This is a genomic window from Neisseria sp. LACPHL-SPEC-2024-00856 (genome assembly GCF_047915665.1).
GTDB lineage: Bacteria > Pseudomonadota > Gammaproteobacteria > Burkholderiales > Neisseriaceae > Neisseria > Neisseria polysaccharea.
Genome location: NZ_JBLRPR010000002.1, coordinates 88,039 through 101,415, shown reverse-complemented (window position 1 = coordinate 101,415; position 13,377 = coordinate 88,039). Strand labels below are relative to the sequence as shown.

Here is a 13,377-nt window from a genome sequence, read left to right as displayed (position 1 = left end):
TCGTAAGGGTCTGCCCCGATCCTGTTTCGGAAGGGGCGTGAAAAGATTGTTTGACGGCTCATCTTAACACGGCTGCAATGTTTTTTGATAGCGTATTTCCCTGCCGGTTTGCTGTTTTTTGCAATGTCTTGCAGGGAGCTTTACATTTCGGGCGGCATCCGCATCCGCCGGCGCGGGTCATTTGCAGGGTTTTGCTTCCGGATGCCCGGGCGCGGCGGCGAAGGCTTTGCAGTTTTTGAGCAGTTCGGGCAGCAGCGGCGCCCATACGGGCAGTTTGCGGATTTCGTCGGCGTATCGGGGCATCAGGTAGGGGTAATAGGACTGCGTCGCCCGCATCCATTGTTTTGCTTCTGCAACTTTGCCTTGCCGCATCAGGTAGAGGGCGATGCGGTAGGTGGCGGAGTAGGGGCGGTATTTTAGTGCTTTGAGGGTTGCTTCTTCCGCCCAAGGCTGGGTTTCGGTGTGTTCCGGCAGGGCGAAGTTTACGAGGGAGAAGTCGGCATAAAAGGACAGCATCGGGCTGTTTGCGGAAATATAGCGCAACTCGTTGATTTTCCGGTTGATGGTTTTGGCGCTGTCGTCAGTGGCGGGGAAAAAGGAGTGAACCAGTCGGGTGTATGTCCAGTCCAGGTGCAGCAATCCTGCGAATATGGCGGCGGAGGCGGTCAGTATGCCGAGATTGGCGGCTTTTTTGAAGGCGATGCCGTCTGAAGCCTCTGCGGGGGACAGAAAGAGCATCAGTCCGAAGGGGATGAGGAAATAGACATACCACAAAGGATATTCGAGCATACTTTGGCACATACTGACGGCAAGTGTGCAGATCAGGAAAAGCGATGCGGGGGTCAGGGGGCGTTTCAGCAGCCCGGCAATGCCCGTCAGCAGGGTTGCGGCAACCAGAAGCGTGCCGCTGATTCCCATCTCTGCAAGGAGTTGGAGGACGATGTTGTGGGAATGGGTGAACAAGTTGCTGAGGAGGTTGTCGTGTATGTTGTGCTGTTCGGCATTGATGAGGAAGGTTTGTTGGGCAAAACTGTTCCAGCCGTGCCCGAATATCGGGGCGGATTGGAAGGCGGCAAGGGCTTTGCGCCATTCGATTTGGCGCGGCAGGTCTGTGAAACCGCCGTTGGCGACGCGTTCGACGGCAGTTTCGTAGCGGATGCCGGTAAAGGTTTCCAGAATGGTGTTCATGGAAAATTGGAACAGCGCGGTAAGGAATACGGCTGCGGCTATGTTGAGCATCGTCCGCCTGTTGGATTTGTCCGAACGGAAATACCAGAAGGGAAGGATGAGGGCGATGGCGGCTATGTAGGTCAAGATGGTGCGCGAATTGACCAAACCTAAAACGGCGGTCTGCATAATCAGGCAGATTGCACCCAAGGCGGGCGGGATTTTTCGTTGTCCGTTGAGGTAGGCGGCGGCGAGTATGCCCCACATCAGATAGTGTCCGAGGTTGTTGCGCTGTCCGATGTGTCCGATTACGCCTTGCCCGCTGTAAACGATGATGTTTTGAAACAGAGGGGTGCCTTCCCAGCCGGCAAACTGGATGACGACGATGCAGGATTGAAGCAGGGAGCCGATAAGCAGCGACCAGGCAAACAGGGTCACGATGCGTTCTTGTCCGTAGTGTGCGACCAAGCTCCGGCAGGCCCACGCGCCGACGGCGAGCAAGATGAAAATCCAAGAGACGATGTCGTTCATACCGGGGTAAATCAGGTTCATCAGGCGTGCCTGAAGATACCAAAATGCCGCCATTGCAAACAGAAGGAAGCTGATGGGTGGGATTTTGACATCAAACAGCTTTTTTCCTGCCGTGAGGAACAATAGGACAATCAGGCCGGCTGCGGCGGCGGCATCGTGGTAAAAGTCGGGCGACGGTTCCAGCCTGAGTGCGAAGGTAAAGGGGACGATGCCTATCCAAAGGAAACAGGGCAATAGGTAAATCGGCAGTTTGGCGGCGGGGCGGATGCCGGATACGGGCGTTTCAGCGGGCATTGTTTGTTTCCTTGTATTGTTTGACGAACGACAGGCAGGATATGAAGAAGATGATGCTGAATACTGCGGAAAGCGCGGCGCAAATCTGTTCTGCCGGATAAGCGTCGAACAGGCGCATAACGGCTTCGGCAAAATAAATCAGAACCAGCATGGAGCTGTATTGGTAGGTATAGATTTTCTTTTTCAAGATACCTGAAAGCGGCAGACAGAGGGGGAGGGCTTTGAGCGCGAGCCACGAGCCGCCCGGGCGCAACGGTGCAATCCACAGTTCCCAGGAAAGGGATAGGATTATCAGTGCGATCAGGCTGAAAGAAGCAAGGAGGTAAGCGGTTTGTTTGTTCACGGCGGTCTTTACGGGTTAGGCTCGGATGAAGGGTGGGGTACGGTATCCCAAATCCAGCAACATCGAAACGGTTTCATAAACGGGCAGCCCCATAATGCCGCTGAAGCTGCCTTCGATAGATTGGATAAAGATGCTGCCTATGCCTTGTACGGCGTAGGCACCGGCTTTGTCCATCGGTTCGCCGCTTTGGACATAGGCGGAAATTTCTTCCGAACTCAGGGGCTTGAAAACGACGCGGTTGGTTTGGACGCGGTTTTCCGCATTGCCGCGATAATGAATGCAGACGGCAGTCAGGACGGTATGTTGTTTGCCGGACAATCGGCTTAAAAATTCGATTGCTTCGGCTTGGGAGCGGGGTTTGCCCAATATGATGCCGTCTGAAACGACGCAGGTGTCGGCGGTAATCAGGGGGAAATCGGGCATTGTGCCGTTGGTTTCGCAAAAGAGGGTCAGGGCGGTTCGGTTTTTTTCTTCTGCCATCCTTTGAACGTAACGGGCAGGGTCTTCGTTCTGTCTGACCGTTTCGTCGATGTCGGCAGGCAGCTTGACGACCCGATAGCCCAACTGCGTCAGGATTTCCATTCTGCGTGGGCTGTTTGAACCTAAATAGAGGGTATTCAAAGGTATTCCTTAATCTGTGGCGGTATGAGGTGGGGCTTCAGACGGCATAGTGTCAGGTTTTTACAGGCGGCTGTATGTCGCCATCCTGTTCTGAACGTGGCGTGAAAAAGCGTCCGAACCAAATACCTGCTTCGTATAAGAGAATCAGCGGAATGGCAAGCAGGGTTTGTGAAATAACGTCGGGTGGTGTGATGACTGCGGCAATGACAAACGCACCGACAATGACATAGGGGCGGGCATGTTTGAGTTGTTCGGTTGTTACCACGCCGATTTTGGTTAACAGGATAACGACGATGGGAACTTCAAATGTTGTACCGAATGCGACAAACATCCCCAAGATGAAGGAGAGGTATTTGTCTATGTCGGTCGCCATATTGACTCCGACGGGGGTTACGCCGGCAAGGAATTTGAAAATGACGGGGAAAACCAGAAAGTAGGCAAATGCCATACCGATGAAAAACAGGCTGACGCTTGAGAGGACAAGCGGGGTAATCAGGCGTTTTTCGTTTTGATAGAGTGCGGGGGCGACAAATGCCCAGATTTGGTAGAGCGTATGCGGCAGCGAAATTAAAAATGCCGCCATCAGGGTAACTTTGACCGGAACGAAAAACGGTGCGATGACATCGGTCGCAATCATGCTGGTGTCTTTGGGCAGGTTTGCCATCAGCGGGTCGGCGATAAAAGTATAGAGTTGTTGGGCAAACGGCATTAGGCCGAAAAAGCAGACTAAGATGCCGACAACCGTCCACATCAGGCGGCGGCGCAGCTCGATGAGGTGTTCGACAAGCGGTTGGACGGGTTGTTCGTTTTGTGTTTCGGACACCGGATTTGCCCTCTTTATGATTTACGGACGCGCAATTTAGGTTTGGCGCGGGATCTAGGACGCAAACCGCGTTTGCGGCTTATTGCCTGTTTGCGCAGGGAAGTGGTGTGCGGAACAGGCGTTTCAACAGCAGTATCGATATAGCTGACTTCGACGGTCTGTACGACGGGTGCGGCGGCAGAAGCAGTCAGGTATTCCCGCCATGCGCGGTCTTTGTCGGTTTCCGCGGGTTCGGCTGTACTGCCGGTTTGCCTGTCGTCTCCAAGGGTTTCGGCGGAAGTATCGGAACGTTCAGACGGCATAACGTCGGAAATGCCGTCTGATAGGGTGTTTGCCGCATCGGGAAGCGGATTGCCGTTTTCATCGACACCGAAATCGGCAGGCGTGCGCTGTTCGGGCAGTTTTTCCCAAGGCTTCAGACCGTCGGAAATGTCGTGCAGATTGCCTTCCATATCCGTACCGGTTTCTTTGAGGCTGTCTCGAACCTGAGCGGCGGCAGCTTCAAATTCCTGCTTTGCCTTGCGCAGTTCTTCCAGTTCGATTTGCGTGTCAAACTCTTGTTTGACGCTGCCGACAAAGCGTTGCAGCCTGCCGATGAGCCGTCCGGCGGTGCGGGCGGCCTCGGGCAGGCGTTCGGGGCCGAGGACAATCAGGGCGATAATGCCGACTAAAATCAGCTCGCCCAAACCGAAATCAAACATAAGTTATGCTTTGTCTTCGTCTTTTTTGTGTTCGATTACATCGTCTTTTTTGGCTTCTTTGCCGTCTGTGCCTTCGTTCAGCCCCTGTTTGAAGTCATGAACCGCGCCGCCGAGGTCTTTGCCGACGTTGCGCAGTTTTTTGGTGCCGAATATCAAAACGACGATAATCAGTACGATAATCCAGTGCGTAAGAGAAAAACTGCCCATGATGTATCCTTAAGTAAGTATTAGGGGGTTGATTGTGAAATAACGGTTTATACGGGTGTGCCCATGATGTGTATATGCAGGTGGAAGACCTCTTGTCCGCCGCCTTTGCCGGTATTGATAAGGGTTTTGAAACCGTCTGCCAGTCCTGCCGCTTTGGCGATTTCGGGAACTTTCAACATCATTTTGCCCAGCAGCATCTGATGTTCGGGAGCGGCGTGTGCCAACGAATCGAAATGGACTTTGGGAATCAGCAGCAGATGAACCGGAGCAGCGGGGTTGATGTCTTTGAAACAAATCATCTCCCCGTCTTCATAGACGGTTTGCGCCGGAATGTCTTTGGCGGCGATTTTGCAGAAAATACAGTTGTCCATAACAGCTCCGATGCCGTCTGAAAAGCGGTCAGACGGATTGAATGTGGGAAAGTGCGGATTGTAATATAAATTCAAGATTCTGTGCGAGCGGCTTTTTCGGCCAAGCCCGACAAACCTTGACGGCGCGCAAGTTCGTCCAGTACGTCTTCCGCCTTCAGGTCGTGGTGTGTCAGAAGAACCATGGTGTGAAACCATAAGTCGGCAACTTCGTAAACCAGGTGGGACGGGTCTTTGTCTTTGGATGCCATCAACACTTCGCCCGCTTCTTCAATCACTTTTTTTAGGATTTTGTCTTCGCCCTTATGCAGGAGCTGTGCGACGTAAGATTCGGACGGGTCGGCAGATTTTCGCTGGGTGATGGTTTGTTGGATGGCGGATAGTACGGAATCTCCCATGATTTTCCTTCTGTTTGTTTCTGTTTGTTCGGAATGATAGGCTAAACGGCTGCTCTCGGGCAATACGCCTGTTACGTTTCGTTGGAAAATGCCGTCTGAGCGTTTCAGACGGCATTTGTGCTGTTGCAAATATAATTTGCTTACAGGTTTGGATTCACAATAATTTTAACGGCGGATTCGTTGTTGTGGATCAGACGCTCGAAGCCTTCGGAAACCAGTTCGTCCAGCTTGATGCGCTGAGTGATGAAGGGTTCGAGGTTGATTTTGCCTTCTTCGACCAGTTTGATGGTTTCGGCGTGGTCGTTGCAGTAGGCAATCGTGCCGCGCACATCCAGTTCTTTCATCACGACGCTGTGGACGTTGACGGTTGCAGGGTGGCTCCAGATGGATACGATAACCAAGTTGGCGGCAGGTTTGCAGGCTTCGACCAAAGTATCCAACACTTTGTTCACGCTGGTACATTCGAATGCCACGTCCACGCCTTCGCCGTTGGTCAGTTTTTTCACCTCTTCGACAACATCGACTTCGGACGGGTCGAGGATGTAGTCGGCAACGCCGGATTCGCGCGCTTTGTCTTTGCGTGCTTTACTCAACTCGGTGATGATGACTTTGATGCCTTTGGCTTTCAGCACGGCAGCCAACAGCAAACCGATCGGGCCTGCACCGCCAACCAATGCGACATCGCCTTCTTTCGCGCCACTGCGTACATAGGCGTGGTGTCCGACAGACAGTGGTTCGATCAAAGCGGCTTGATCCAACGGGATTTTGTCGGAAATCGGATGCACCCAACGGCGTTTGACGGCGATTTTTTCGGACAGGCCGCCGCCGCAGCCGCCCAAGCCGATAAAGTTCATGTCTTTGGAGAGGTGGTAGTTGCTGCCCGGGCCGGTCGGTACGTCGTCGTGTACGATGTAAGGCTCGACAACGACGTGTTGGCCGACTTTGATGTCGTCCACGCCTTCGCCGACGGCATAGACTACGCCAGAGAATTCGTGTCCCATCGTTACGGGAGCGGACTCGCCGGAAATCGGGTGCGGATGACCGCAGGGCGGGATGAAAATCGGACCTTCCATGAATTCGTGCAGGTCGGTACCGCAGATGCCGCACCAGGCAACATTGATGCCGACGGTGCCGGGGGCGACGGTCGGTTCGGGGATGTCTTCGATGCGGATATCACCTTTATCGTAAAAACGTGCTGCTTTCATTGTAACGCTCCTTGTTTTCAAGTAGGAATGCCGTCTGAAAAATGTCGGACGGCGGTTGAAATGGGAATGGCGTGAAGAAGCCTGACCGTTTCCGGTTGAATCTGTTTAGATGTTATTTTACTACAAGAGATGTGTTTAAGCACGCGGAAGGCTTTCTGTTTGCGTCAGGTCAAATAATGATGCCGTCTGAAAACCGAATCGGCTTCAGACGGCATTTATATCGTAACGGTCGGATTGGGTAGGTTGGCGCATCTGTCCGGTTTTCGGTTTGGCAAACCGTTTTTTTGTTGGATACAGTGTTTTCTGATAGGCGGTTGCGGTATCGGATTTGCCCAGCCCTGCCAGCACGCGGATATGCTCGGCAGTAGATTGTGCCAGAGGTTCAAGGGTGTAGCCGCCTTCGAGTACGGATACGATTTTGCCGGGGCAGCCCGATGCCGTCTGAATGATTTTGTGTGTCAGCCAGGCAAAATCCGCCTCGTGCAGGTTGAGCCTGCCCGATTCGTCCAGACGGTGTGCGTCGAATCCTGCCGACAGCAGCACCAGTTCGGGTTTGAATGCGGCAAGCCGGGGCAGCCACTGTCTGCGGACGGCTTCGCGGAATGTGCGGCTGCCCGTTCCCGGCGGCAAGGGCAGGTGCACCATATTGCCGCCGTCGGGCATATCGTTGTTTTCGGGGAAGGGGAAAAGGTCGGTTTCAAACAGGTTGAAAAACAGGATGCGCGGATCGTCTTTGAATATTTCTGCCGTACCGTCGCCGTAGTGGACATCGAAATCGATGACGGCAATGCGTTTCAGGCGGTATTCGGCAATGGCATGCATGACGCCGGCGGCAACGTTGTTCAGCAGGCAGAATCCGCCGGCTTTGCCGCTGCCTGCATGGTGTCCGGGCGGGCGGGCGGCGCAAAAGGCATGCCATGCTTTGCGGTTCATGACCATGTCGACTGCCTGAACTGCCGAACCGGCGGCAAAGCGTGCGGCAGACAGCGAGCCTGTGCTGATTGCAGTGTCGTCATCCAGGCGGAAAATCTTGCCTTTTTGGGGCTGGCAAGATTCTAAACGGTTCAGATATTTGCTCGAGTGGACAAGTGCAAGGCGCGTATCGCTGATTTCTTCCGCCTCTACGGTTTGGAGGTGCTGCCAAATACCGGCGCGGCGCAATGCCTGCTCGATGCAGAGGATGCGGTCGGGCGAATCGGGATGGTTTGCTCCGGGTTCGTGCCCGGTGCAGGCGGGGTGGAAAAGCCAGGCGGTCTGGGCGTTTTTGCCCAAAAAAAGGCGCAGCAGGGCGTAGAGTTTCAGGAACAGGCGGGTCAGCGGCATGGGTTCGGGAAAGGGGTTGCAGACGGCATACGGTTGGGTATGGGCAGCAAACCCGATATATTGTTTACGGTCTTATGCTATTATATACCCCGCTCGATTTTCAATCATATTTAGAAAGAACGGATAAATTATGAATCAAGCTGTTGCACAATTTGCTCCTTTGGTGTTGATTATGGTGGTGTTCTACTTCCTGATCATGCGCCCCCAACAAAAGAAATTCAAAGCGCATCAGGCAATGCTTGCCGCCTTGAAAGCCGGCGACAAAGTGGTCTTGGCGGCAGGTTTCAAGGGTAAGGTAACCAGAGTCGGCGAACAGTTTTTTACCGTGGATATCGGACAGGGTACAAAAATCGAGGTCGAAGTAGAACGCAATGCGATTGCCGCAAAAGTCGATTGATTTGTGCCGACAAGCCGCATCGGGAAAGCCCGAATGCGGCACTTTGTTTTGAATTCCAACCGAAGGCTTGACCATGTTCCGACACGCAGGGCGGCTATTCAGGATGTCGCCTTCCGGTCTTGCCTGGCTGGGAAGGGGTTTTGCCTCTTCTGAAATAGCCCGATTCCGACACCACCGAAAGGGTGGGGTTCCAACCATTAAGGAACAATGATGAACCGTTATCCTTTATGGAAATATCTGCTGATTGTGTTCACGATTGCGGTTGCCGCAGTGTATTCGCTGCCCAACCTATTCGGCGAAACACCCGCCGTGCAGGTATCGACCAACCGACAAGCCATCATCATCAACGAACAGACTCAATTCAAAGTGGATGCCGCGCTGCAAAACGCGGGTATTCAGACCGACGGGATGTTTGTTGTGGACAATTCACTGAAAGTGCGTTTCAAAGACACCGAAACGCAGCTTAAAGCGCGCGACGTCATCGAAAACACTTTGGGCGAAGGGTATATTACCGCGCTCAACCTGTTGGCGGACAGCCCCGAATGGATGGCGAAAATCAAAGCCAATCCGATGTTTTTGGGTTTGGACCTGCGCGGCGGCGTGCATTTCACCATGCAGGTCGATATGAAAGCGGCGATGCAGAAAACATTTGAACGTTATTCGGGCGACATCCGCCGCGAACTGCGCCGCGAAAAAATCCGCAGCGGTACGGTACGCCAGACTGAAAACAGTTTGACCGTCCCTTTGCAGGATGCAGGTGATGTGCAAAAGGCACTGCCGCAGTTGCGCAGGCTGTTTCCTGAAGCAACGCTGAATTCAGACGGTAGCAATATCGTCTTGACGCTTTCGGAAGAGGCGGTGAATAAAGTACGTTCCGATGCGGTCAAACAGAACATCACTACCCTGCACAACCGTGTAAACGAGTTGGGCGTGGCCGAACCCGTCATTCAGCAGTCCGGTGCCGACCGCATCGTCGTGCAGCTTCCCGGTGTGCAAGACACTGCCAAGGCAAAAGACATCATCGGCCGTACCGCGACTTTGGAAGTCCGCATGGTGGAGGACGATCCTGCCAAGTTGCGCGAGGCATTGGAAGGCAATGTGCCGAGCGGTTATGAGTTGCTTTCAAGCGGCGGAGATCGTCCCGAAACTCTGCTAATCAGCAAACAGGTCGAGCTGACGGGCGACAACATCAACGATGCGCAACCGAGTTTCGACCAAATGGGCGCACCTGCCGTCAGTCTGAGCTTGGACAGCGCGGGTGGCAGCATTTTTGGCGAACTGACTGCCGCAAATGTCGGCAAACGCATGGCGATGGTTTTGATCGACCAAGGAAAATCCGAGGTTGTAACCGCGCCGGTTATCCGTACTGCCATTACCGGCGGACGCGTGGAAATTTCCGGAAGCATGACGACAGCCGAAGCCAACGATACGTCTTTGCTGTTGCGTGCCGGTTCTCTTGCCGCACCGATGCAGATTGTCGAAGAACGTACCATCGGTCCGTCTTTGGGTAAGGAGAACATCGAAAAAGGCTTCCATTCGACTTTATGGGGTTTTGCCATCGTTGCTGCATTCATGGTGATTTATTACCGCTTGATGGGTTTCTTCTCTACCATTGCCTTGAGTACCAACATACTGTTCCTAATCGGTATTTTGTCTGCCATGCAGGCAACGTTGACCCTGCCAGGTATTGCTGCGTTGGCATTGACATTGGGTATGGCGATTGACTCCAACGTATTGATTAACGAGCGTATCCGAGAGGAATTGCGTGCGGGTGTCGTACCGCAGCAAGCCATCAACCTCGGTTTCCAACATGCATGGGCGACCATTGTCGATTCGAACCTGACTTCGCTGATTGCCGGTATCGCGCTTTTGGTATTCGGTTCCGGCCCGGTACGCGGTTTTGCGGTCGTACATTGTTTGGGTATTCTGACTTCGATGTATTCGTCCGTCGTCGTATTCCGTGCGTTGGTCAATCTGTGGTACGGACGCAGACGCAAATTGCAGAATATTTCCATCGGTGCGGTATGGAAACCTGAAGCCGAAACTGCGGCAGGTAAGGAGTAAGCTATGGAACTCTTTAAAATCAAACGCGATATTCCGTTTATGAGCTACGGCAAACTGACGACCTTCATTTCGTTGGTTACGTTTATCGCTGCCGTGTTCTTCTTGGTGACCAAAGGCCTGAATTTCTCCGTCGAATTTACCGGCGGTACGGTAATGGAAGTCCAATATCAGCAGGGTGCGGATGTCAATAAGATGCGCGAACGCCTCGATATGCTGAAAATGGGTGATGTACAGGTTCAGGCATTGGGTACGAACAAACACATTATGATCCGCCTGCCGAACAAAGAAGGTGTTACTTCCGCACAGTTGTCCAATCAGGTTATAGATTTGCTGAAAAAAGACAGTCCCGACGTTACTTTGCGCCAAGTCGAATTTATCGGTCCGCAAGTCGGTGAGGAATTGGTAAGTAATGGATTGATGGCTTTAGGTTTTGTCGTTATCGGCATCATTATTTACCTGTCGATGCGTTTCGAATGGCGTTTTGCCGTATCTGCCATTATCGCCAATATGCACGACATCGTGATTATTCTCGGCTGCTTTGCCTTCTTCCAATGGGAATTTTCGCTAACCGTCTTGGCGGGCATTCTTGCCGTATTGGGCTATTCTGTGAACGAATCCGTCGTCGTCTTCGACCGTATCCGTGAAAACTTCCGCAAGCCGGCGATGCGCGGACATACCGTGCCGGAAGTCATCGACAACGCGATTACCGCAACGATGAGCCGCACCATCATTACCCACGGTTCGACCGAGGCGATGGTTGTTTCTATGCTGGTGTTCGGCGGTGCGGCCTTGCACGGCTTTTCTATGGCGTTGACCATTGGCATCGTGTTCGGCATTTATTCTTCCGTATTGGTTGCCAGCCCGCTCTTGCTGATGTTCGGTTTGAGCCGCGACAATATCGCCAAGGAAGCGAAACAGAAGGAAGAAATTGTGGTCTGATGTCAAATGCCGTCTGAAACCGGAAGATGTCTCCGTTTTCAGACGGCATTTCGCCGACATCGCAAAATATCGTGCAGAACAGCAAAAATTGTGTGATAATGCGCCGTTCCTGTTTCAGGAATAGGGAGTTTGCCGTTGTCTTCAGGCTTGGCAAACTTGTCCGAATCCCATTTGGGGTTCTTTTTATTTTTCGGAGTTTTTCCATTATGGCACTGACCGTAGAACAAAAAGCACAAATCGTTAAAGATTTCCAACGTAAAGAAGGCGACACCGGCTCTTCTGAAGTACAAGTCGCCCTGTTGACTTTCCGCATCAACGACCTGACCCCCCACTTCAAAGCCAACCCCAAAGACCATCACAGCCGTCGCGGCCTGTTGAAAATGGTCAGCCAACGCCGCCGCCTGCTGGCCTACTTGCGCCGTACCCAGCCCGATACGTATCGCGCGTTGATTACCCGCTTGGGTCTGCGTAAATAATTACGCTTTCCGACACCGCCCAGAAAAATGGGCGGTGTTTTCTTTTCTGTTGCTTTCCGACAAGCTCAAATCCATATTTATAGTGGATTAAATTTAAATCAGGACAAGGCGACGAAGCCGCAGACAGTACAAATAGTACGGCAAGGCAAGGCAACGCTGTACTGGTTTAAATTTAATCCACTATATTGCCCGAAAACCGCATAAACTAATATAATATAAAGTTCTTTGGAATCTTGTTCCATTTCATGCTGCCCGTGCGCTTTACAAGAGTTTCAGACGGCATCAAACGTTTAACTCCCGCCAGCAATCAAACAGCTTTTTATCACCCATTCGAAAATCCGTTTTGCCGGTACTCGTCTTTTTATTGGAGTATTGCCATTATGACCGCAACCACTGCGTCTTCAGCCAAACCTTATCTCAAAATCCAAGGTTTGGTGAAAAAGTTTGGTGACAATTACGCTGTCGATAACATCGACTTGGACATTTATCAACACGAAATCTTCGCCCTTTTGGGCAGTTCCGGCAGCGGAAAATCTACACTGCTGCGTATGCTGGCGGGTATGGAAAGTCCCAATCAGGGAAAAATTATCCTTGATGGTCAGGATATTACCAAACTTGCACCCTATGATCGCCCCATCAATATGATGTTCCAAAGTTACGCGCTTTTTCCGCATATGACCGTAGAACAAAACATTGCCTTCGGTCTGAAACAGGACAAAATGCCTAAAGGCGAAATCGCCGCGCGCGTCGAAGAAATGCTCCGCCTGGTTCAGATGACCAAATTTGCTAAACGCAAACCGCACCAATTGTCCGGCGGTCAGCAGCAGCGCATTGCTTTGGCACGCAGTCTGGCAAAACGTCCGAAAATTCTACTGCTGGATGAGCCCCTCGGTGCATTGGACAAAAAACTGCGCCAACAAACCCAGCTTGAGTTGGTCAATACGCTGGAACAAGTCGGCGTAACCTGTATTATGGTTACGCACGACCAAGAAGAGGCGATGACGATGGCGACCCGCATCGCCATTATGTCCGACGGTCAGTTGCAGCAAGTCGGCACACCCAGCGACGTGTACGACTATCCCAACAGCCGCTTCACTGCCGAGTTTATCGGCGAAACCAACATCTTTGACGGTGTGGTGATTGAAGATCATGCCGACTATGCCGTTATCGAATGCGAAGGTTTGGAAAACCACGTCCGCATCGACCACGGTTTGGGTGGTCCGAGCGAGCAGGACCTTTGGGTTAGTATTCGACCAGAGGATATTGATTTATATAAAGAAAAACCCGAATATTTGGGCGACTACAACTGGGCGAAAGGCACGGTAAAAGAAATCGCCTATTTGGGCAGCTTCGCCATTTACCATATCAAGCTCGGCAACGGGCGCGTCGTCAAAAGCCAAGTCCCCGCCCCTTACTGGTATGTGCGCAACATTACACCGCCGACTTGGGACGAAACCGTCTATATCAGCTGGCCGGAAAACCAACCGACTCCGTTGTTCCGTTGATTTAAGGGGAATGCA

At 52.4% G+C, this 13,377-nt stretch carries 16 protein-coding genes and 1 pseudogene; 7 read left to right on the top strand and 10 right to left on the bottom strand.

Annotated features, from left to right (window positions below; translation table 11 throughout):
• Window positions 1-177 precede the first annotated feature (177 nt).
• The 10 genes from ACNAU7_RS02650 to ACNAU7_RS02605 all read right to left on the bottom strand — a co-directional run bounded on the left by ACNAU7_RS02650 (window position 178) and on the right by ACNAU7_RS02605 (window position 7,981).
• A complete protein-coding gene (locus ACNAU7_RS02650; RefSeq protein ID WP_416300448.1) occupies window positions 178-1,992 on the bottom strand; it encodes a Wzy polymerase domain-containing protein in 1,815 nt (604 codons plus the stop codon).
• On the bottom strand, window positions 1,982-2,335 hold the full coding sequence (locus ACNAU7_RS02645) for a DUF2069 domain-containing protein (protein WP_002232122.1): 354 nt from the start codon (window positions 2,333-2,335) through the stop codon (window positions 1,982-1,984). Before ACNAU7_RS02645 ends, ACNAU7_RS02650 begins: the two co-directional genes overlap by 11 nt.
• 15 nt (window positions 2,336-2,350) lie before the next feature.
• Complete coding sequence (locus ACNAU7_RS02640; protein ID WP_416300446.1) at window positions 2,351-2,956, bottom strand: Maf family nucleotide pyrophosphatase; 606 nt, start codon at window positions 2,954-2,956, stop codon at window positions 2,351-2,353.
• A 52-nt stretch (window positions 2,957-3,008) separates the two neighbouring features.
• Window positions 3,009-3,779, bottom strand: a complete 771-nt coding sequence (gene tatC, locus ACNAU7_RS02635; RefSeq protein ID WP_416300444.1) for a twin-arginine translocase subunit TatC — start codon at window positions 3,777-3,779, stop codon at window positions 3,009-3,011.
• Between the two features lie 14 nt (window positions 3,780-3,793).
• Entirely contained in the window at window positions 3,794-4,480 is a 687-nt protein-coding gene (gene tatB, locus ACNAU7_RS02630) for a Sec-independent protein translocase protein TatB (protein WP_416300442.1), read from the bottom strand.
• Window positions 4,481-4,483: 3 nt separating this feature from the next.
• Window positions 4,484-4,687 (bottom strand): Sec-independent protein translocase subunit TatA, encoded by a 204-nt coding sequence (gene tatA / locus ACNAU7_RS02625; protein WP_025457908.1) that lies wholly within the window; start codon window positions 4,685-4,687, stop codon window positions 4,484-4,486.
• A gap of 47 nt (window positions 4,688-4,734) precedes the next feature.
• Window positions 4,735-5,058, bottom strand: coding sequence for a histidine triad nucleotide-binding protein (locus ACNAU7_RS02620; RefSeq protein ID WP_002246030.1), 324 nt, complete (start codon window positions 5,056-5,058; stop codon window positions 4,735-4,737).
• A gap of 71 nt (window positions 5,059-5,129) precedes the next feature.
• Window positions 5,130-5,453: a phosphoribosyl-ATP diphosphatase gene (locus tag ACNAU7_RS02615; protein ID WP_025457909.1), complete on the bottom strand. Its 324-nt coding sequence runs from the start codon at window positions 5,451-5,453 to the stop codon at window positions 5,130-5,132.
• A gap of 140 nt (window positions 5,454-5,593) precedes the next feature.
• A complete protein-coding gene (locus tag ACNAU7_RS02610; protein ID WP_025456896.1) occupies window positions 5,594-6,658 on the bottom strand; it encodes a 2,3-butanediol dehydrogenase in 1,065 nt (354 codons plus the stop codon).
• Window positions 6,659-6,862: 204 nt separating this feature from the next.
• Window positions 6,863-7,981 carry a histone deacetylase family protein gene (locus tag ACNAU7_RS02605; protein WP_416300439.1) on the bottom strand — a complete coding sequence of 373 codons (1,119 nt, stop codon included), beginning with the start codon at window positions 7,979-7,981 and terminating at the stop codon, window positions 6,863-6,865.
• Window positions 7,982-8,111: 130 nt separating this feature from the next.
• On the opposite strand from ACNAU7_RS02605, the gene yajC reads away from it, so the two are divergent.
• From yajC to ACNAU7_RS02570, 7 genes and pseudogenes are all read left to right on the top strand, one after another.
• Window positions 8,112-8,378: a preprotein translocase subunit YajC gene (yajC, locus tag ACNAU7_RS02600; RefSeq protein ID WP_003687494.1), complete on the top strand. Its 267-nt coding sequence runs from the start codon at window positions 8,112-8,114 to the stop codon at window positions 8,376-8,378.
• Between the two features lie 210 nt (window positions 8,379-8,588).
• Window positions 8,589-10,442: a protein translocase subunit SecD gene (secD, locus tag ACNAU7_RS02595; RefSeq protein ID WP_416300432.1), complete on the top strand. Its 1,854-nt coding sequence runs from the start codon at window positions 8,589-8,591 to the stop codon at window positions 10,440-10,442.
• 3 nt (window positions 10,443-10,445) lie between these two features.
• A complete protein-coding gene (secF, locus tag ACNAU7_RS02590; protein WP_118997686.1) occupies window positions 10,446-11,381 on the top strand; it encodes a protein translocase subunit SecF in 936 nt (311 codons plus the stop codon).
• Window positions 11,371-11,505, top strand: a complete 135-nt coding sequence (locus ACNAU7_RS02585; protein ID WP_003753973.1) for a hypothetical protein — start codon at window positions 11,371-11,373, stop codon at window positions 11,503-11,505. The genes secF and ACNAU7_RS02585 overlap by 11 nt, the downstream gene beginning before the upstream one ends.
• Window positions 11,506-11,587: 82 nt before the next feature.
• The gene (rpsO, locus tag ACNAU7_RS02580; protein ID WP_002217790.1) at window positions 11,588-11,857 is read left to right on the top strand and encodes a 30S ribosomal protein S15; all 270 of its coding nucleotides are present in this window, start codon (window positions 11,588-11,590) and stop codon (window positions 11,855-11,857) included.
• Between the two features lie 78 nt (window positions 11,858-11,935).
• Window positions 11,936-12,043: pseudogene (locus ACNAU7_RS02575) on the top strand (IS5/IS1182 family transposase); the annotation flags it as partial.
• A 194-nt stretch (window positions 12,044-12,237) separates the two neighbouring features.
• Window positions 12,238-13,362, top strand: a complete 1,125-nt coding sequence (locus ACNAU7_RS02570) for an ABC transporter ATP-binding protein (RefSeq protein ID WP_002222840.1) — start codon at window positions 12,238-12,240, stop codon at window positions 13,360-13,362.
• Window positions 13,363-13,377: the final 15 nt, after the last annotated feature.